Origin of the sequence: Nonomuraea cavernae, from assembly GCF_014646355.1 — a bacterium.
GTDB lineage: Bacteria > Actinomycetota > Actinomycetes > Streptosporangiales > Streptosporangiaceae > Nonomuraea > Nonomuraea cavernae.
Genome location: NZ_BMNH01000005.1, coordinates 14593 through 32853, shown reverse-complemented (window position 1 = coordinate 32853; position 18261 = coordinate 14593). Strand labels below are relative to the sequence as shown.

Genomic DNA, 18261 nt, shown 5'->3' with positions numbered 1-18261 from the left:
CACGGACCATCACTGGTGACCCTGAGCACACCGAATCGTGGGGTGTCAGCGCGGGTGATCGCCACCGCGTACCTGCTCCACCGCATGCCGGAGCACAGGAGCGAGTACGGCGACGCCATCGCGTACGCCGCCGGAGGAGCCGGGCAGATTGACGATGATCGTGTCGTCCGCCTGGCCGGCGAGACCACGGGAGAGGATGGCGGTGGGCACTTTGTCGCGGTTCGCCTGGCGGATGGCCTCGGCTATACCGGGAATCTCCCGAGAAATGACCCGGGCGGTCATCTCCGGCGTGAGGTCGGTCGGCGTCAGCCCCGTGCCACCCGTTGTGACGATCACGTCGTATCCGGCGGAGACCCCCTCCCGCAGCGCCCGTTCCACCGGCTCGCCGTCGGGCACCACCACGGGCCCCTCGACCTCGCACCCGGCCTCGGTGAGCAGCGACACGAGAAGTGGCCCCGACTTGTCCTCATAAATGCCGGCAGAGGCGCGGTTCGACACGGTCACCACGAGCGCCCGGATCACGGCCGCGTCCAGACACCGGTCTTGCCGCCCGTCTTCTCCTCCACCCGCACATCGGTGACGACCGCGGCCGGGTCCACCGCCTTGACCATGTCGATCAGGGCCAGCGCCGCCACCGACACCGCCGTCAGGGCCTCCATCTCCACCCCGGTGCGGTCGGCGGTCTTCACCCGGCAGGTGATCGCCACCCCCCAGTCCTCGACGTCGAGCGTGACCTTCACCCCGTGCAACGCGATCGGGTGGCAGAGCGGAATCAGGTCGGGCGTCCGTTTCGCCCCCATGATGCCGGCGATCCGCGCGACCCCGAGCGCGTCGCCCTTGGGCACCTCTCCCGACCGCAGCAACTCCACCACCGCGGACGACAGCAGCACCCGCCCGGTGGCCGTGGCGGTGCGCGCGCCGATGTCCTTGGCCGACACGTCGACCATCCGCGCCGCGCCCGTCTCGTCGAGATGGGTGAACTCACTCACAGCCGGATCACCTCCACAGCGGTGCCCGACGGCACCTCGGTCACGTCCTCCGGCACCACGATGAGCGCGTTGGCCGAGGCCAACGCGGCCAACTGGTGCGAGCCCTGCCCGCGCACCGGCGACACGGTGCCGTCGGAGGCCAGCGTGCCACGCAGGAACGAACGCCGCCCCTGCGGCGACCGCAGTGCCCCGATGACGTGCGCGGTCTCGGTCTCGGGCGGCCCGGCCGGCAGCCCGCACATCTTGCGCAGCGCCGGCCGTACGAAGAGCATGAACGACACGTACGACGAGACCGGATTGCCGGGGAGCGCGAAGATCGGCACCCGGTCCTCGCCCACCACGCCGAACCCCTGCGGCATGCCGGGCTGCATCGCGACCTTCTCGAAACGGACCGTGCCGAGCGGCCCGAGCGCCTCCTTGACCGGCTCGTAGGCGCCCATCGAGACGCCGCCGCTGGTGATGACCGCGTCGGCGCGCACCAGCTGCGCGTCGAGCTGGTCGAGGAAGGCCGCCGGGTCGTCGCCGACGGTGTCGGCGCGGAAGCCCTCGGCGCCCGTCTCACGGACGGCGGCGGTCAGGGTGAAGCTGTTGGAATCCCAGATCTGCCCGGGCCCGAGCGGCAGGCCCGGCTCGACCAGCTCGGCGCCGGTCGCGAGCACCACGACCCGGGGGCGGGGACGCACCCAGACGCGGCGGCGGCCCACCCCGGCGATGATGCCCAGCTGGGCCGGGCCGATGGCGGTGCCCGGCGCGAGCACCACCTCACCCGCCTGGACGTCCTCGCCGGCCCGGCGGATCGCGTTGCCGGGACCGGTGGTGCGCTCGATCGTGACCGAGGCGGTGCCGCCGTCGGTCCACTCGACCGGTACGACCGTGTCGGCGCCCGCCGGCACCGGAGCGCCGGTCATGATCCGCACGGCATGGCCGGGGCCGACGGCACGCAGCTCGTCGGACCCGGCGGCCACGTCGTCGATCACCGGCAGGGTGACCGGCACCTCGGCGATGTCCGCGGCTCGTACGGCATAGCCGTCCATGGCGGAGTTGTCGAACGGCGGCAGCGGCAGCGGCGCGGTCACCTCCTCGGCCAGTGTCGTGCCCAGGGCGCGCTCCAGCTCCAGCTCCAGCGGCGCGAGCGGGCGTACGGTGGCCAGGATGTCGGCCAGGTGCGCGTCAACCGATTTCATCGAGGAACTCTCGCAGCCAGGGGACGAAGTCGGGCGCCAGGTCGGGCCGGTCGGCCGCGAACTTCACCACCGTGCGCAGGTAGTCGAGCTTGTCACCGGTGTCGTAGCGACGCCCCCGGAACAGCACGCCGTGCACGGGCCCGCCCTTGTCGGAGGAGTATCCGGCGAGCGTGCGGAGCGCGTCGGTGAGCTGGATCTCGCCGCCGCGGCCGGGCGGGGTGTTCTCCAGCACCTCGAACACCGCGGGGTCGATGACGTATCGGCCGATGATGGCCCAGTTGGACGGCGCCTCGTCGACCGGCGGCTTCTCGACCAGGTCGGTGACGCGGACGACGTCGTCCTCGTCGGTCGCCTCGATCGTGGCGACGCCGTACAGGGAGACCTGCTCCTTCGGCACCTCCATCAGCGCGATGACGCTGCCGCCGAACCGGTCGCGCACCTCGATCATGCGTTTGAGCAGCTCGTCGCGGTAGTCGATCAGGTCGTCGCCGAGCAGGCAGGCGAACGGGTGGTCGCCGACGTGCTGTTTGGCGCAGAGGACGGCGTGGCCGAGGCCCTTGGGCTCGCCCTGCCGCACGTAGTGCAGGGTGGCGAGGGCGGCGGGCTCACGGACCTGGGACAGCTTGTGCTCGTCGCCCTTGGCTTCGAGCACCTCCTCCAGCTCGAACGCCCGGTCGAAATGGTCTTCGATCGAGCGCTTGTTCTTGCCCGTGACCATGAGAACGTCGAGGAGCCCGGCGGAGGCCGCTTCCTCGACGACATACTGGATCGCGGGCTTGTCGACGATGGGCAGCATCTCCTTGGGTGTCGCCTTGGTCGCCGGAAGGAACCGGGTGCCCAGACCCGCGGCGGGCACCACGGCTTTCGTCACAGGGTCGAAGTCAGCCATGCATAGACCCTAGTGGAGGTACCTGTGGACAAGTTGAACGCCCGCCGCCAGGTCATGTCGGCGCGTGCCCGCCTCTCCCCCGAGCAGCGCCGGGCCAACTCCGTCAAGATTCGCGAGACCCTGCTCGACCAGCCGTGGGCGCAGATGGCCGGGCTCGTCGCCTGCTACTGGTCGGTCGGCACGGAGCCGGAGACGCACGGGCTGGTGTTCGCGTTGTGGAAGCACGGCGCGACCGTGATCCTGCCCGTCCTGCGGGAGGACGACGACCTCGACTGGGCGGTCTACGACGGGCCCGACACGCTGGCGCCGGGCCGGTTCGGGATCATGGAGCCGGTCGACACGCGGCGCGGCGTCGACGCCATCCGCACCGCCGCCCTCGTGATCGTCCCCGCCCTCGCCGTCGACCGGCGTACGGGGGTGCGGCTGGGCCGCGGCGGCGGCTCCTACGACCGGGCCCTGGCCAGGGTCGGCCCGAACGTCCCCACGGTCGCCCTGCTGCACGACGGCGAGCTGATCGACGGCATCCCCACCGAGGAACACGACCAGCGGGTCCGCTGGGTGATCAGCCCTGAGGGACTCATTAGTCTTATGTGACCGAACATTCGAGAGGGGGCCGGATGCCGATCGACGTCTGGCTCCTTCTTGGTTCTGTCATCGTCATCGCCGCCATCGGCTCCGTCCGGATCGCCCATCGCAGCGGCCTGCCGAGCCTGCTGCTGTTCCTCGGGCTCGGGCTGGCGCTGGGCGACGCGGGGTTCGGCATCCCGTTCAGCAACCCGGAGCTGGCCCGGCAGATCGGCATGACCGCGCTGGCGCTGATCCTCGCCGAGGGTGGTCTGACCACCAACTGGAGCCACGTCAAGCGTTCGGTGCCGGCGGCACTGATCCTGGCCACGGTGGGCGTGGCGGTCAGCATCGCGTTCCTGGCCCTGCTCGTGCACTGGCTGCTGGGCATGGAGCCGACGACCGCGCTGATCCTCGCGGCGGTGCTGGCCCCGACCGACGCCGCGGCGGTCTTCTCCGTGCTGCGCCGGCTGCCGCTGCCGCCGCGCCTCGCGGGCATCCTGGAGGCCGAGTCCGGCTTCAACGACGCGCCGACCGTGATCGCCGTGGTGCTGCTGAGCACCGCCGCCGCCAACCCGCCGAGCGTCGGCTCGTTCGTCCTCGAGACCACGATCGAGCTGCTCATCGGTGCCGTCGTCGGCCTCGTCGTGGGCCCCGCCGGCGCCTACGCGCTGCGCCGCGTCGCCCTGCCGGCCTCGGGCCTCAACCCGATCGCGGCGCTGGCGCTCACCTTCGTCTCCTACGCCGGCGCGGTGCTGCTGCACGGCTCGGGCTTCCTGGCCATCTACCTGACGGCGCTGATCCTGGGCAACTCGCGGCTGCCGCACCGGGCGGCGACCAGAGGCTTCGCGGAGGGCTCGGCGTGGCTGGCGCAGATCGGGCTGTTCGTCATGCTCGGCCTGCTCGCCACCCCCAAGGAGATGCCCTCGGCCATCGTCCCCGGTCTGATCACGGGAACTCTTCTCGTGCTCCTCGTACGACCGGCGTCGGTGGCATTCTGCGCGCTGCTGGCACGGGTGCTGCGGCTGAGCAGGATCAGCTGGCGCGAGCAGGCGTTCCTGTCGTGGGCGGGGCTGCGCGGCGCGATCCCGGTCGTGCTGGCCACGATCCCGTGGGCGGAGGGGGTCGAGGGCTCGAAGCTCATCTTCAACGAGGTGTTCATCATCGTGATCGTGTTCACGCTGCTCCAGGGGCCGACGTTGCCGTTCGTGGCCAAGGTCCTCAAGGTGACGGCTCCCGGCGAGGCGCACGACCTCGAGGTGGAGTCGGCGCCGCTGGAGGAGCTGAACGCCGACCTGTTGCAGGTCAAGGTGCCGCCCGGGTCCCAGCTGCACGGCGTGGAGATCTTCGAGCTGCGCCTCCCGGCGGGGGCCGCGGTGACGTTGGTCGTGCGCGAGGGCAGATCGTTCGTACCCGCCGAGTCCACCCGCATCCGGTCCGACGACCAGCTCCTCGTGGTCGCCACCGCGGCCTGCCGCGACCAGGTCGAACGCCGCCTGCGCGCGGTCAGCCGCCGGGGCAAGCTCGCCGGGTGGTACAGAGAGCAGGGAGTGGAATAGGTGTTTGACCGAATCGGTTACCATTAGCAGTCGCATCGCTCGAGTGCCAGAACCTGAAGGAGGGGCGCGTGCCGACCTACCAGTACGCCTGCAACGACTGCGGTGACCAGCTCGAAGTCGTTCAGAAGTTCACCGACGATGCGCTGACCGTATGTCCCGCGTGCGAGGGCAGTCTGCGCAAGGTCTTCTCCGCCGTGGGCATCGTGTTCAAGGGCTCCGGCTTCTACCGCACCGACAACCGGTCGTCCTCGACGCCCGCGAGCACCACCTCCACCAGCGGCAAGGCGGCCGAGTCGACCTCGACGTCCTCGACCACGCCCTCGTCTTCTTCGTCCTCGACCACCGCGTCGACGCCCGCCGCCCCCGCCGCGGCGTCCAGCTAACCCCGGCCGGCCGGCCGGTCGGCGAACGCGCCCAGCAGCTCGGGCGTCAGCTCGTCGCAGAGCTGCTCGATCTGCGGATGCGGCCCCCAGTCGGCCACTAGCCTGCTCAGACCCTCGCGTGACGAGCACAGCAGCCGCAGTGCCGACTCCTGCCCCCGCGAGGTCAGGCGCAGGCTGCCGAGCGTCGGCGCTGATGACGAGCCCGAGACGCCTCTGCCGCACACGACCGATCTCACTCATCGCGACTGTACGGATACGTGGCGCGACGACGCTGTCCGGTGTGATGAATTGTCCGGCGTGGTCGGGCGTCGTCCGGCGTCGTCCGGCGTCGTCCGGCGTCGTCCGGCGTCGTCCGGCGTCGTCCGGCGTGGCGAGGTTATCCACAGAGCCACGTTCGGGCCCTCCTCCCCCTCCTCCCTTGCCACTACTCTCGGCGCCATGGTCAATAGCGCAGAGATCGGCGTCATCGGCGGTTCGGGGTTTTACTCCCTGCTCGACGACGCCGAAGAGAGAGTGCTCACCACCCCCTACGGGCCGCCGAGCGACGTGGTCACGGTCGGCCGCATCGGCTCGCGTTCGGTCGCCTTCATCCCCCGGCACGGGCGTGACCACCGGTTCCCGCCCCACGACATCCCCTACCGCGCCAACCTCTGGGCGCTGCGCTCGCTCGGCGTGCGTCAGGTCCTCGCGCCCAGCGCCGTGGGCTCGCTGCGGGCCGAGCACGGGCCCGGCGCGATCGTGATCCCCGACCAGATCGTCGACCGCACGTCAGGGCGCGTACAGACCTACTACGACAAGGGCGGCGCGGTCCACGTGTCGTTCGCCGACCCCTACTGCCCGTCGGGGCGCGCGGTGGCCGTCGCCTCCGCCCGTTCGGGGGGCTGGGAGACGGTCGACGGAGGCACGCTCGTGGTCATTGAGGGGCCGCGGTTCTCCAGCCGGGCGGAGTCTCGGTGGTTCGCCTCCAACGGGTGGACCATCGTCGGCATGACCGGGTTCCCCGAGGCGGTGCTCGCCCGGGAGCTGGCGCTCTGCTACACCACGCTGTCGCTGGTGACCGACCACGACGCGGGGATCGAGGCGGGCGAGGGCGTGACGCACGAGGAGGTGCTGGAGTTCTTCGCGCAGAATGTGGCGCGTATGCGCACCCTGGTGTCCGACGCGGTCCAGGCACTGCCCGCCGAGCGCACCTGCCCGTGCGGGTCCACGCTCGACGGCCTCAAGCTGCCCATCGAGCTGCCGTGATCCGGGCCTGGCCACGACGGCTCGGGCGGCGCCGCCGGCTGGTGGCGGCCGTTGTGGCAGGCTTCGCCGTTCTGCTCGGATATTTCGCCATACGCCCCGCTTCGGGGCCTCTGGTGCTGGTGGCGGCACGCGACCTGTCGCCGGGCGTGCTCGGGCCCGGCGACCTGCGCGCCGTCGCGCTGGAGCATCCCCCCGACGGGGCGCTGCGCTCAGGCGCCACCGGGCGGGTGCTGGCCGGGCCGATGCGGCGCGGCGAGCCGCTCACCGACGTCCGGCTGCTGCACTCGCTGCGGCTGCCCGCCGGCAGCGTGGCCACTCCGGTGCGCATCGCCGACGCCGACGTGGCCGGCCTCATCTCCCCCGGCTCCACCATCGGCGTACTCGCCGCCTGGGAGGGGCAGCCGGCCGAGCTGGTCGCCGACGACGTCAAGGTGATCACCATCCCCAGAGCCGACGACGACCACGGCGCCCTGATCGTGCTGGCCACCACCCCCGACCAGGCGGCCCGACTGGCGGCCGCCCAGACCGGCGGCCACCTCTCGATCACCATCAACCCTGACTTACCGTGACCATCCTGCCGCGATCTCCCGCATGAGCGGATCCATGCGGGAGACGTCTAGAGCACCGAGTCGATCTTCGGGTCATACTCCCAGTGCCACGGCTCGAACGGGCTGCTGTAGGCCCAGTCCGGATGGAACCACCCATACCTCTTGGCGTTCTGCTCCATCCACACGAACTCCACCGACCTGAACCTCTCGATCCCGCCACAGAGGTCGACGGCCAGTCCGAGGCCGTGGTTGCTGCGCCCCGGCACGGCCGCGAACCCGGGCCGCCGATAGTAGACCGACTGCTGCTCGGCCAGGCTCCGATAGGCATCGGTGACGCACATGTACCTGCCGAAGCGCCGGCGGTAGGCCTCGTTGAGGCTGACGAACGCGATCGCGGCGTCGGCCCGCAGGCTGTGCCCCCTCTGCTGCAACGGGCAGAGCATGTTGCTCGGGATCAAGCCGTTCGGATAGCTGTTGGCCGTCGCGATCCGCAGCGGATTGCACTTGAGCGCCGCCGTACCCACCTTGTCGATCTTGATGCCCAGCTTCACCAGGGCCGCGGTCAACGACTTCACGACCTTGTCGGAGCGCTGTCTGAGCGTGTCGACCTCGGCCGACATCTGCGCCTCGGCCAGCAGGTTGTCGGCCCGGAGCTCCTGCGCCTCACTCGCCAGCCGCTGCGTGTCGCGGGTGAGCACAGCGGTCTGCTCGACGGCGTGCTGCCTTTCCCGGACGATCTGCGTGACGTTCGCCATCGCCCGCAAGGTGTCCTTGCTGGCATCACCGGCGAGGAACGAGGCGACCCCGTCGGCGCCCACCGGCTGCTGGTAAAGCAGCTCGGCCATCTCCGACACCGGCTGGCGCATCAACTGCAGCCGCGACTCGGCCTGCTGGAGGGAGTCGAGCTTCGTCTTGAGCTCCTTCTCGGAGGCCGCGATGCTCGCCCGGCGCTTCTCCAGCGCCCTGGTCGCCTCCTCCAGCTCCTTGGCCGACTTCTCGGCCTCCTTGCGCAGCTCGGTCAGATTGGACGGATCCTTGCCGCCGGCTCCGGCGGCGTTGACGAGGAGCACGTTCTCGGCGGTTTTCGCGGGAGACGCGGCTCTCGCGGGAAGCGCGACCAGGGACGTCACCACCATGACAACCGCGATCAGACCCGCTGATCGTGGGGATGGCACGTCCGACTCCTCCGTTTGCGGGCTCGTTACCTGGGTCCGGCACGCACGTTACTACAGCCCCCCAAGTGTCCGGACCGAACTCCAGCGAGCCGTTATGACACAAAAGAACGTTTTGTACGACAGAGTCGAGTCATCTGCGACTCGACCGATGCGCCCGTCCTGCTGTTGGGTAGATCGCGTCCTACTCTTGGGTACGCCGCGAACGGGCCGGCGGTTCGATCATCACCTGGCCCCCCTCTCGGCCGACGACCGCCTTCCGCCGGACGACAGCCCCAGCAACCCGGGCAACGACGCACTCGCGGAGGCCTTCTGCGCCGGCGCCCGCTCGCGATCCTTGCAGACCTCCCACAACCAGGTGTCCTCCCACTCCCCCGCACACTCCTCCCGCTCCTCCACAGGCACCGACTCCTCCCGGCTCACGGGAACCGGCACGGTGGGCGACGCCCTGACACCAAGCGTCGGCACCGGCATCGGCGTCGGCATGGGAGTGAGGACGGGTGAGGGGATGGGTGAGGGCGCCGGCGGAACGAAGGCCGGGACCAGGTCCTTGTAACGCCGGTCGGGGCGAGAAGGGGCGGGCAACAGCACCGGCTCCAGCGGCAGCCGGCCGCCGGCTCCGGCGTTCACCTCCCGCTGTACCTCCACCTCCTGGAAACGGCCGAGCTCGCCGGCCAGCAACCCGCCGGCGAAGATCGCGGGCGCCAGCAACGCCGCGAACAACACCACCGGCCTCCGATGCACTTCCTGCCGCCGCCTTCTGGTCACCCGGCCGACGGTAGCCACGCCCCACGGCCTGTACGGGGGACGGTGGGCAGGTCTTTACCGCGGCTCAGAGCAGCCATGACTTGCCGGGGCGAAGTCGTGTCTGGCGGGTGGTCCACGCAGTGCCTGACTTTCGCTAGGCTTACGGGAGTCCGCCTCCGTAGCTCAGGGGATAGAGCACCGCTCTCCTAAAGCGGGTGCCGCAGGTTCGAATCCTGCCGGGGGCACCACGTTCGACCAGCAGCAAAGCGCCCTTGACCAGCGGAAACGCGGGTCGAGGGATTTTTGATGTGTCCGGCAGTGTCCGGCTGTCAACGATCGTCACCGACCCGCCTTCCCCAATGCCTCCCCACGACTTCGGCCACTCGCTGAATCCGCGGTCCGCTGCCCGCGCGACCTGGCCAGCTGGGGGGGCGACATGCTGTCTTGGACGTTCGCCCTGAAGGGCGGGCCGATACGGATGTAGAAGACGACCCTGCGGCGCTTGCCTGCGCGACCAGTTGGCGAGGCGACGGCCAACTGGTCATCACGATCACGGAAACGTAACGCTCACGCCGGCCGCCCGCAGCAGACATAATTCGCGTCTCCTGCCGCTACCGTATCGATTCGTCGCTACTTACCAGTAGCTCTACATTAAAACGGTATGTTGGTGAGATGACCGACACACTAGAAGTGGCCCTGTTGCAACGAGTTGACCTTGACAAATACAGCAGTAACAAGCGTCTACTCTTTGCCCTCCAGATGGTCTACGGTATCGACGACATCGAGACGGTCGCGACTTCAGCTCTTACTGACGGTTCGAACGACAAGGCTTGCGATCTCCTTTATATTGATCGCGGCACCAGCCGAGTTGTTCTCGCGCAGGGCTACGAGTCCCTGAACCCCACCAAATCAGAAGCGAAGGCAGCTAAAGCTGCGAGCCTAGGTCAAGCCGTCAATTGGCTACTGAGCAAGAATGAGCCGGTTGGGGTGTCAGAAGTCCTCTTGAGTGCTTGGCGTGAATTGCATGAAGCGCTCACCGATGCTGCGATCGATGAACTCGAAATTTGGTACGTTCACAACCTTCCAGAATCGGAAAACGTCGAGCTAGAGCTGATTGCTGCACGCGATGGCGCGCGGGCGCTGCTAAGGCAGAACTATCCGGACGTTGGTATCAATGTATCTTCAGTTGAGTATGGTCGGACTCGACTAAATGATCGCTATGTGGCATCGCGCACCCCGATACTGGTCTCCGACTCATTCACCGTCCAAGTGCCGGGTGCATTCGAAGAGACCGGAGACAAGTGGACGGCATTGTGCACCAGCGTACCCGCGTCTTGGGTTCATGAAAAATATCAAATTTACGGCGCAGATCTGTTTTCGGCGAATGTGCGCGGCTACCTAGGGAGTCGCAGATCACAGAGCAACATTAACAACGGTATTCAGCAGACCGTGCGCGAAGAACCCGGACAGCTTTGGCCTTACAACAACGGCATCACTGCTCTAGTTCACAATTTTCGATTCGATCCAAGTAGCGGAACTGTCGAAATTACTGGGCTCACAATTGTCAACGGCGCCCAGACAACAGGAGCAATCGGATCTATTACAGCAAGCGAGGTCGGGGCTAGCCGCCTGATGGCGCGGTTTATTCAATGCAACGACCCCGAGACGGTCCTAAGGATTGTCCGGTACAACAACCGACAGAATCCAACCCAAGCGACAGATTTCCGTAGTAACGACGGCATCCAGACGCGCCTCGTCAAGGAATTCGCTACATTGGGCGTTGTCGGCTACACCGGAGGACGTCGAGGCGGGGCTGAAGACGTCATCAGAAGGCCAGGTGAAAATCAGCTATCAACCTCGATCGCGGCGCAGGCGCTGGCCGCCTTCCATGGAGGATCTGATATCGCATATCACGAGAAAAGTAAGATATGGGAACAGGACGCAATCTACAGCAGCATCTTTCCTGACCGCATTGATGCATCCCATATCCTCTTCGTCTCTAGCCTGCTACGTGCCGTGGAGGAACAGAAGACTCAACTTGGACAGGTCCTCCCGCAACAGCGAACAGCCGACCAAATCGACCTTTTGGAATGGTTCGGTTTGCGGGGGTCCATTATGCTTGTCGTGGAAGCTATTGGCGCTTCGTTTGAAACCGTACTGGCCTCGGCGATTAGCGATAGGTACGCTCTACGCTTCAAGGCCAACCTGACGGTTCCCGAGGCGATAGGTGTCTGGGAGCCGATAGTTGAGTCCCTGCTGGCGCTCGCCCCTGATCAGCTTAAGGAGCCATTGACCACACCGGGAGCCTTGCGAAACCGAGAGGCGGTTGCCAAGGCCGTGAATAGCTTCCGTTCGTTGGTGGTTTCTGCTCGCAGAATCAACGCCGCCACATATGCGCCCTTCGCGGAGAAAGTTGTTTTCTAGTCGATACGCCCTCTCTAGGCAAGGCTGGCCGCGTGTAATTCTCGTTTCACACCCCATGAGCTGACAGCCAAGCGCGGTTAGCCCCTGACCAGCAAAACGCCAGCCAGGGGCCCTACTTCGCGTCAACCGTGTTCAGCTGTCACGCCGTTTGCGGCGGGTCTTGTTCACAGCTCCCACGCGATCCTTCGTCGAGAGCGTTGGAGATCCGACGCTTACTGTAGCGACCTGGTCTTGACCGACGATGCACTTCGCGTAGATCCGCAACAGCACGTCCACGCTTTGGCCTGCCCACTCGGCCACCTGAGGCGCCGGCACCCCAGCATTCAGCCAGGTGGACACACAGGCGTGCCGGAGATCGTACGGTCGGGCGGCCAGTGGGGAGGCGGTCTCCTCTTTGGTCAAGGTCGCCTTGCGAGCGGCCTTCCAGGCGCGGCGATAGGTGATGAATGGCAGTTCACCGCCCTGCACGCCGTAGAAGAGGCGTCCGCCTGGACCGTCACCGAACTCCGCAAGATGAAGGCTCCTGGCCAGACTCCTCTGGAAACCTACTTGTCTACTTGGTCCTCTGGCCACGATCGGGGCGCGGATGGACTCAACGGCGAGTGGGCACAGCGCATGGATCGCCTCTATAAGCAGCTATACGGCGTTGACACTAAGGAAGCAATACAGAGTGCTGTCGAGGTTGTGGCCGATTCCAGGAAAGCTTTGGAGCGCGCCAACCAAGATATCAAGAATCTCCTTTCGAACCGCGAATACTTGGTGCACGCCATCGTCGATATGCAGAAGAAGCTTGATCAATTGATCAACAGGTCTTCAAACAGTGGAGAAGAACAGCAGCTCGATGAGGGCGAAGAGCCTAAAGAAGGGCCACTATGAGCAAGCCATGGGACTGGGTCAACGACCGTTCATTCATAGAGCTCCTATCCGAAGTAATCGGGATAAAACTCGGCCTAGCAGCAACTGACAATCAGATCAAGCAAGCCGCCAAGGAGAACTTATACTTAGTGGAGCGCTACCTGGGAACCAGCGTCGAATATAAAGCAGTACATTCCAGGCTGAAGGCGGCAGTTCTCGAGAACTTCGGGTTCCACGGTGCCCTGCGAGCAATCGACCAGCCGATCGTTGCTGGAATCAGCGAAAGACTGGGAAACTTTGATCTAGCAATCCGTGCCACGGAGTTCATGATCGGGCACATATATTATCCCGTGGGACAGCCTCACCTTGAAAGTCTGGGCTCGTTCCCGCTGGCTGCATACATTATGCCGATCCACGTTGAGCCAGAGCGTGTTCGAGAAATCATCGAAGAAGCCCGCGAACTTGCAGGGCAGGCATTGGGTGATGCGGTTGCAATAGCATTTGAAGAGCTGGCTTTCAGATATACAAGAAGCGTAATCCCATTGGGTGCCCCCGAAAGGGTCTGGCAGGATTCATTAGAACTTGCCGAGCTATTCGACTCAGAATCCACTATCGCCACATACGGCAGATTCTTCGATCAGCGATTCATAGACTACCTGGTTGCCAATTTCAATCAGATCGGTCAGATCAACTGGAGAAAGTTCGAAGCACTTACAGCCGAGCACTTCCATCGACAGGGCTTTGAGGTCGAACTCGGCGCGGGGAGAAATGATAACGGCGTTGATCTAAGAATCTGGGAGTCCGGAACAATAGATGAGGACTCAGCACCGACAATTATCGTGCAATGTAAGCGAGAAAAACATAAGATTCAAAAAGTCGTTGTCAAGGCTCTAGCGGCGGATGTGATGTGGGAAGGGGCCAAGCAGGGCCTGCTGGTAGCCACGGCTGACTGGGCGCCTGGAGCGAGAGAGGTCGTAAAGACCAGAAGCTACCCAGTGAAGGAAGTAAATCGAACTGCTCTCAAAGATTGGTTGACGGCTATGAGAACCTCCGGTAGCGGTCTCTGGTTGCCGTGATCAGTACGAGTTCGCTACCTGGTAGGCGTGAAGGCATGGGGAGCCCGACATTCATCGGGCTCCCCATATGCAATCTTATTCGGCAAGAGCAACAGCGATTCTGCGCTTGGCGGCTTCGTCTTGGCCGACGATGCACTTGACGTAGATACGGAGGAGCACATCCACGCTGTGTCCGGCCCATTCGGCTACCTGGGGTGCGGGGACTCCGGCGTTGAGCCACATGGAGACGCAGGCATGGCGTAGGTCGTACGGCCGAGCGGCCAGCGGTGAAGCGATTTCCTTGTCCGTCAGGGCCGCCTTGCGCGCGGCCTTCCAGGCTCGGCGGTAGGTGATGAACGGTAGTTCGCCGACCTTGACGCCGTAGAAGAGGCGACCATGTGGCCCCTTGTCGAAGGTCGTGAGGTGAGTGCGCAGGATGCGCACCAGCGGCGGCGGGATCGGCACGGTCCGGCTGTGACCGACCGCGCGGTGCTTGAGCGCGCGTTCCTCTCGTGCCTGGCCACTGTCTGTCCAGTCTCGCCCGGCGTAGGGCGCAGCCTTGAGGAGGTGGAGTTCTCCCCAGGCGTTGGCTGGTTCCTCCATCTGCCCGGTCTCTGTGTTCTTGTGCAGCGGTGGAAGGGTGACGTTATCTCGGCGGAGGTTGACGGCCTCCTCGGGGCGTAGGGCAGCGTAGTACATGAGGGCGAAGAACGCCGTGAGCCGTTCGCCGCTCGGCTTCTGTACGGCCACAGCTGCAAGGAGTGCCTTGGCCTGGGCGTGGTTGACGACACTGCGGCGATCCACCTCGTAGGCGTTCGCTGGCGGCTTCCACTTCAGCGTCTTGATCGGATTGGCGGGCAGGAGCTTGAGTTCCACGGCGTAGTCGAGGGCGTTGGACAGCAGCATGCGGTGCTTGCGTACGGTGCTAGGAGCGGCGCGGGTGCCGTCCAGCAGGGACGTGGCGGACTCCAATAGGTCACGAATAAGGCCAGCGTCGTCGATGAGTGCCGAGACGGGCTTGGTGTTGTCGGCCAGCCAGCGCAGCATGGCGCCAGTCTCGTCGGACGCCTCCTGGCGTTGCTTCGTGTTGAAGCCCCAGCGGTGCATGGCTGAGCGCAGGGCACGGTCGTCTGGCTTGCCACGAGTGGTGGCGTACATGGCAGGTGTGGCAGCGGTGAGGGCGCGAGCGATGTCCTGACGGTACTTGGCGGCGGCGTTCTTCCACTTCATGTCGGCGAACTTGCAGGCGAAGTCGTACCAGCTCATCTCCGGGCGGTCGGTACGTCCCCAGGAGACGGGCTCACCCGTGAGGGTGCTGAAGGCTTCGCCGCTGCGGGCGGCGGTGAGCAGGGAGCCGCGGAAGGTGTCGGCCTGGGCGGCGTTCTTGAACGAGCGCTTCCAGGTCTTCGTGGTGGTCTGCCAGGCCACGCGGTAGGAGGTGACCTTGCCGGCCGCGTTCTTGCGGGTCTCGATCGCGTAGACGCGGACGTTGTAGGTGATGTCCTTCATCAGGCGGCGTCCTCCATCGTGGTGAGCCAGCGATCCAGGTCGGCACGGCGGATGCGGAGATCGCCGTTGGGCAGCTTGAGGCAGCGCGGGGCGCGGCCCTTGGCTCGCCAGTCGTAGAAGGTCGAGCGGGAGATCTGGAGTTCGGTGCAGAGGTCGGCGAGGGTGAGCATTCCTCGTTGGGTAGTGCCGGTGGCCAAGTGCGACTCCTTGCGGATCAGGACGGTTGGGTGTGTTCGGCCCCGTGCTTGGTGGCTGTGGGCCGGGTGTTGATCAGGACGAAGAAAGAAGAAAGAACGGGCCGGTACGTGCTGGGGTCGGGATGGTGGTGATCGGCTTTGTTCGTGGCCGACGAAAGAAGGTCAGTCCTCCGGTGATCGCGCCTCTGCTGCCGCGTGGTGGGTCGTGCGGGTCATGAGGGCTTGTTTCTTCTTTCTTCGTCCGGGCTGGTGCGGCGGTAGCGGATGGACGGGCGGCCACCGGTGGGCGTCGTGGTGGTCTCGTACTGGCCGGTGGCGGTGAGGCTGGCCAACAGCTCGTCGAGGGTCTGTTTCGGGACGTTGCGCGAGAACAGGGCAGAGATCTCCGAGCGGGTCAGGCCGGTGTCGGCGGCCTGGTCGAGCGCGCGGCGGATGCGGTCGATCTTCGGGTCGCGCATCTGTTTGTCGAGCACGAAGACGGCTGAGGCGATGGAGTAGCGGACCAGGGCAGCGGCGGCCTTGAGGTCCTCGGGCGTGATCAGCGGGCGAGCTTCGAGAGCGGCGTACAGGGCGGCGATGCGCAGGCAGTACGGGGCCGAGCGGCGGGTGAACTCGGTCCAGGCGTGGTCTTCGTCGTCGGCGGCGGTGAACTCCTCGTACAGCTCGGCGGACCAGAGGACGCGGGCGGCGTCGTCCAGAGCGATGCGCTTGACCTTGCGGGCCTGCTTGACGGCGTCGTGGAGCCGGCCGCTGAGAGTGGCCAACAAGTCAGGCGAGACGCCTTCCGGGATGGGCAGACGCTTGGAGCGTTCGACATAGATGGGCAGGAAGCGGTTGTAGGAGCCGCCGGCCATGTCTGCCTCCGCGACCCGCAGACGGAACTCCTTCGGCGTGATGTGGCCGATGATGACGATGTGCGGGTTGGAGGCCCGGTAGGCGTTGCGGGTGAGCACGGCGAGCGTGCGCCCGTCCCACGCCTGACGGAGCATCGTGCCCAAGGTGGAGCCCTCGCGCTTGGCACGGGCCATGACGGTGGAGAACTCCGGTTCGGTGACCGACAGCCGCTTGTCCATCGTTCCGCCGGGGTCTTCCGGGGAGTCGGGGTCGCGGATGCGTTCGATCAGCCCTTCGCCGGAGGACAGGCCGGTGACGCACAGTTCGCCGTAGCCGATCCCGGCGTGGTGCAGGAAGATCTCGGCGGTGTCGGTGGCCTGGCCTTTGCGGCCGGAGCCGGTGCGGCCGAACAGCAGTGGCCAGATCAGCAGCGGATGGCGGGTGTTGCCGATCTGGACGTACGGGCCGGGGCCGATGACGGCTCCGCAGGCGGCCAGCGCGGAGACCAGCACGCCCACGGGATCGGCCTCGGTGGATGGGTCGGCGGCTGCGACCAGCTCGCCGGGCAGCCCGTAGAACATGGCCGGGTCTGCGGCCGGCGCGGGCACCGGCAGGCCGATGCTCGGCTCTCCGGACGCGTCGCGGTGCAGGCGGTGGATGGTGGCATCGGCGGCGAGGTTCTCCAGGATGGTGTTGGCGTCGAGTGGGTTGGTCATGCGATCCCCCGGCGTGGCTGGCGTGCTCCGCAGGTGAGCCCGGAGCGGATGGTGGCGGCGGCCTCTCGGGGGGACAGGCCGATGGCCTGGGCGGCGGTGTGCAGGGCGTCCTCGGTCAGCCGGTACGGGAGCAGGCCGGTGGCCACGAGCTGGCCGAGGGCGAAGGCGGCGGCGTTGAGGGTGTGGTTGCGGGTGCCCGGCGCGGCGTCGAGGACGTGCTGTACCTCGCTGCGGAGCGCGGCAAGCGCGTAGCCCGTCGACCGGTCACCGAGCGAGGCGAGAACGTCCCCGGCCGAGACCCTCACGGGTGCCGGCGTGGGCGCGGTGAGCCGTGCGGCGAGCCATTGCGGGAGCGGCGCGAGATCGGCTGCGTGGATCACGTCGTACGTTCCTGCGCCGTCCGGCAGGTTCACGAGGCTGCCGGGGCCGACCACGTAGCCGCCGCAGGCGCGGGTGTCGATCAGCCAGCCCAGACCTTGTCCCTTGGCCCCGGAGGTGTTGCCGAGCGGCAGCCCTTCGGGGGCCTGGAAGTACAGGTGTGTTCCGCGACGCCGGGTGCGGACCTGGAAGGTTTCCAGGGGCAGCGGCTGTCCGGCCTGCTCGCAGAGCAGGGCCAGGACGTCGGCGCCGTCGTTGACGCCGGGCAGGTCCCAAGGCAGTGGCGGCTGCTCGCCGTCCTTCGGGGTGTCGAGGTCGATCACGACGAGCCGGGAGGGGCCCGTCGCGATGCCCACGTTGTACGGCGCGCGAGCCCAGAACCGGCCGATGACCTCGGGGTCTGTGGTGTGGTGTTCGGTCCACTTCCAGCCCTTCAGCGGCACCTTGTCCCCCGATGTGAGCGGGAAGACGTGCCAGCCGCGGGCGGCGGCGGCCAGCGCGTAGCGCAGTGTCTGGCGGTGCGGATCGGATGTCATGCTGGTGGTGCTCCTTTGCGCCGGCCTCGCGTGGCCGGTGATCGGTTGGGGCGTGGGCCCCGGCGTCGTGCTTGGTGGCTGTGCGCCGGGGCCCTTCCTGGTCGGCTTCACTTGGTGTGGCGCGGGCCGGTGCCGTCGTGGTGGAGGTGGCGGATGGAGTTCCAGACGTGGCGGCCAAGGCGTAGGCGCAGGCCGGTGGCGTCGCAACGGCGGCAGTGGCGTGAGCCGCGCCTGATCCTGTTGGGGACGCGACGCTTGCCCTTGCACTTGCGGCAGCGGCCGAACGGGCTGGCGTAGCAGAGCAGGGCGTAACCGAGCGTGCTGATGATCGCTGCGCTAGCAACGAGTACGACAGGGGTCATGACCGCCTCCAGGGCCGGTTTCCGGGCGTGGTCGAGGAGGGCCGCTAGCGGTCTAACGGCCTGATCAGGGCTTATTTCTGGTGCTAGCGGGGGTGCTAGCGCTAGCAGGGTCGGT

20 protein-coding genes and 1 tRNA gene are annotated in these 18261 nt (G+C 66.6%); 9 read left to right on the top strand and 12 right to left on the bottom strand.

The features are described from left to right. Positions 1-45: 45 nt before the first annotated feature. From IEY82_RS11335 to galU, 4 genes are read right to left on the bottom strand one after another with little or no spacing between them, the layout of a single operon-like run. Entirely contained in the window at positions 46-522 is a 477-nt protein-coding gene (locus IEY82_RS11335) for a MogA/MoaB family molybdenum cofactor biosynthesis protein (RefSeq protein WP_225263080.1), read from the bottom strand. Further along, positions 519-989 (bottom strand): cyclic pyranopterin monophosphate synthase MoaC, encoded by a 471-nt coding sequence (gene moaC, locus IEY82_RS11330; RefSeq protein ID WP_189124024.1) that lies wholly within the window; start codon positions 987-989, stop codon positions 519-521. The genes IEY82_RS11335 and moaC overlap by 4 nt, the downstream gene beginning before the upstream one ends. Next, positions 986-2173, bottom strand: coding sequence for a molybdotransferase-like divisome protein Glp (gene glp, locus IEY82_RS11325; protein ID WP_189124023.1), 1188 nt, complete (start codon positions 2171-2173; stop codon positions 986-988). The genes moaC and glp overlap by 4 nt, the downstream gene beginning before the upstream one ends. Beyond that, positions 2160-3062, bottom strand: coding sequence for a UTP--glucose-1-phosphate uridylyltransferase GalU (gene galU, locus IEY82_RS11320; RefSeq protein WP_189124022.1), 903 nt, complete (start codon positions 3060-3062; stop codon positions 2160-2162). The genes glp and galU overlap by 14 nt, the downstream gene beginning before the upstream one ends. 24 nt (positions 3063-3086) lie before the next feature. Here galU and IEY82_RS11315 point away from each other — a divergent pair, with 24 nt between their 5' ends. From IEY82_RS11315 to IEY82_RS11305, 3 genes are all read left to right on the top strand, one after another. Then, positions 3087-3656 carry a 5-formyltetrahydrofolate cyclo-ligase gene (locus IEY82_RS11315; RefSeq protein WP_189124021.1) on the top strand — a complete coding sequence of 190 codons (570 nt, stop codon included), beginning with the start codon at positions 3087-3089 and terminating at the stop codon, positions 3654-3656. A 23-nt stretch (positions 3657-3679) separates the two neighbouring features. Beyond that, complete coding sequence (locus tag IEY82_RS11310) at positions 3680-5185, top strand: potassium/proton antiporter (RefSeq protein WP_189124020.1); 1506 nt, start codon at positions 3680-3682, stop codon at positions 5183-5185. A gap of 68 nt (positions 5186-5253) precedes the next feature. Beyond that, positions 5254-5568 (top strand): FmdB family zinc ribbon protein, encoded by a 315-nt coding sequence (locus IEY82_RS11305; protein WP_189124019.1) that lies wholly within the window; start codon positions 5254-5256, stop codon positions 5566-5568. On the opposite strand, the gene IEY82_RS11300 is transcribed toward IEY82_RS11305, so the two are convergent. Continuing rightward, positions 5565-5804 carry a hypothetical protein gene (locus IEY82_RS11300; protein ID WP_189124018.1) on the bottom strand — a complete coding sequence of 80 codons (240 nt, stop codon included), beginning with the start codon at positions 5802-5804 and terminating at the stop codon, positions 5565-5567. The genes IEY82_RS11305 and IEY82_RS11300 overlap by 4 nt on opposite strands. A 202-nt stretch (positions 5805-6006) precedes the next feature. On the opposite strand from IEY82_RS11300, the gene IEY82_RS11295 reads away from it, so the two are divergent. Beyond that, a complete protein-coding gene (locus IEY82_RS11295; RefSeq protein ID WP_189124017.1) occupies positions 6007-6813 on the top strand; it encodes an S-methyl-5'-thioadenosine phosphorylase in 807 nt (268 codons plus the stop codon). Beyond that, the gene (locus IEY82_RS11290; protein WP_225263082.1) at positions 6810-7382 is read left to right on the top strand and encodes an SAF domain-containing protein; all 573 of its coding nucleotides are present in this window, start codon (positions 6810-6812) and stop codon (positions 7380-7382) included. Before IEY82_RS11295 ends, IEY82_RS11290 begins: the two co-directional genes overlap by 4 nt. Before the next feature lie 47 nt (positions 7383-7429). On the opposite strand, the gene IEY82_RS11285 is transcribed toward IEY82_RS11290, so the two are convergent. Then, a complete protein-coding gene (locus tag IEY82_RS11285) occupies positions 7430-8536 on the bottom strand; it encodes a M15 family metallopeptidase (RefSeq protein ID WP_225263084.1) in 1107 nt (368 codons plus the stop codon). 222 nt (positions 8537-8758) lie between these two features. After that, the gene (locus IEY82_RS11280; protein WP_189124016.1) at positions 8759-9301 is read right to left on the bottom strand and encodes a hypothetical protein; all 543 of its coding nucleotides are present in this window, start codon (positions 9299-9301) and stop codon (positions 8759-8761) included. Between the two features lie 151 nt (positions 9302-9452). On the opposite strand from IEY82_RS11280, the gene IEY82_RS11275 reads away from it, so the two are divergent. From IEY82_RS11275 to IEY82_RS11260, 4 genes are all read left to right on the top strand, one after another. Further along, positions 9453-9528, top strand: a tRNA-Arg gene (locus tag IEY82_RS11275). 424 nt (positions 9529-9952) lie between these two features. Further along, the gene (locus IEY82_RS11270; protein WP_189124015.1) at positions 9953-11704 is read left to right on the top strand and encodes an AIPR family protein; all 1752 of its coding nucleotides are present in this window, start codon (positions 9953-9955) and stop codon (positions 11702-11704) included. A 345-nt stretch (positions 11705-12049) separates the two neighbouring features. Next, on the top strand, positions 12050-12580 hold the full coding sequence (locus IEY82_RS40140; protein WP_189124014.1) for a hypothetical protein: 531 nt from the start codon (positions 12050-12052) through the stop codon (positions 12578-12580). After that, positions 12577-13635, top strand: a complete 1059-nt coding sequence (locus IEY82_RS11260; protein WP_189124013.1) for a restriction endonuclease — start codon at positions 12577-12579, stop codon at positions 13633-13635. The genes IEY82_RS40140 and IEY82_RS11260 overlap by 4 nt, the downstream gene beginning before the upstream one ends. Before the next feature lie 75 nt (positions 13636-13710). On the opposite strand, the gene IEY82_RS11255 is transcribed toward IEY82_RS11260, so the two are convergent. The 5 genes from IEY82_RS11255 to IEY82_RS11235 form a co-directional block, all read right to left on the bottom strand. Further along, positions 13711-15123 (bottom strand): tyrosine-type recombinase/integrase, encoded by a 1413-nt coding sequence (locus IEY82_RS11255; protein WP_189124012.1) that lies wholly within the window; start codon positions 15121-15123, stop codon positions 13711-13713. After that, positions 15123-15320, bottom strand: a complete 198-nt coding sequence (locus IEY82_RS11250; protein WP_308015978.1) for a helix-turn-helix transcriptional regulator — start codon at positions 15318-15320, stop codon at positions 15123-15125. The genes IEY82_RS11255 and IEY82_RS11250 overlap by 1 nt, the downstream gene beginning before the upstream one ends. Before the next feature lie 212 nt (positions 15321-15532). Further along, positions 15533-16870 carry a DUF3987 domain-containing protein gene (locus IEY82_RS11245; RefSeq protein WP_189124011.1) on the bottom strand — a complete coding sequence of 446 codons (1338 nt, stop codon included), beginning with the start codon at positions 16868-16870 and terminating at the stop codon, positions 15533-15535. Then, positions 16867-17784, bottom strand: a complete 918-nt coding sequence (locus IEY82_RS11240) for a bifunctional DNA primase/polymerase (protein WP_189124010.1) — start codon at positions 17782-17784, stop codon at positions 16867-16869. Before IEY82_RS11240 ends, IEY82_RS11245 begins: the two co-directional genes overlap by 4 nt. Positions 17785-17891: 107 nt before the next feature. Beyond that, positions 17892-18146, bottom strand: a complete 255-nt coding sequence (locus IEY82_RS11235; protein WP_189124009.1) for a hypothetical protein — start codon at positions 18144-18146, stop codon at positions 17892-17894. Positions 18147-18261 lie beyond the last annotated feature (115 nt).

Bases quoted from the DNA above. Each gene is read 5' to 3' on its own strand.
- galU (WP_189124022.1), bottom strand. From the start codon at position 3,062: ATGGCTGACTTCGACCCTGTGACGAAAGCCGTGGTGCCCGCCGCGGGT.
- IEY82_RS11310 (WP_189124020.1), top strand. From the start codon at position 3,680: ATGCCGATCGACGTCTGGCTCCTTCTTGGTTCTGTCATCGTCATCGCC.
- IEY82_RS11295 (WP_189124017.1), top strand. From the start codon at position 6,007: ATGGTCAATAGCGCAGAGATCGGCGTCATCGGCGGTTCGGGGTTTTAC.
- glp (WP_189124023.1), bottom strand. From the start codon at position 2,173: ATGAAATCGGTTGACGCGCACCTGGCCGACATCCTGGCCACCGTACGC.
- IEY82_RS11235 (WP_189124009.1), bottom strand. From the start codon at position 18,146: ATGACCCCTGTCGTACTCGTTGCTAGCGCAGCGATCATCAGCACGCTC.
- IEY82_RS11245 (WP_189124011.1), bottom strand. From the start codon at position 16,870: ATGACCAACCCACTCGACGCCAACACCATCCTGGAGAACCTCGCCGCC.
- IEY82_RS11240 (WP_189124010.1), bottom strand. From the start codon at position 17,784: ATGACATCCGATCCGCACCGCCAGACACTGCGCTACGCGCTGGCCGCC.
- IEY82_RS11260 (WP_189124013.1), top strand. From the start codon at position 12,577: ATGAGCAAGCCATGGGACTGGGTCAACGACCGTTCATTCATAGAGCTC.
- IEY82_RS11270 (WP_189124015.1), top strand. From the start codon at position 9,953: ATGACCGACACACTAGAAGTGGCCCTGTTGCAACGAGTTGACCTTGAC.
- IEY82_RS11255 (WP_189124012.1), bottom strand. From the start codon at position 15,123: ATGAAGGACATCACCTACAACGTCCGCGTCTACGCGATCGAGACCCGC.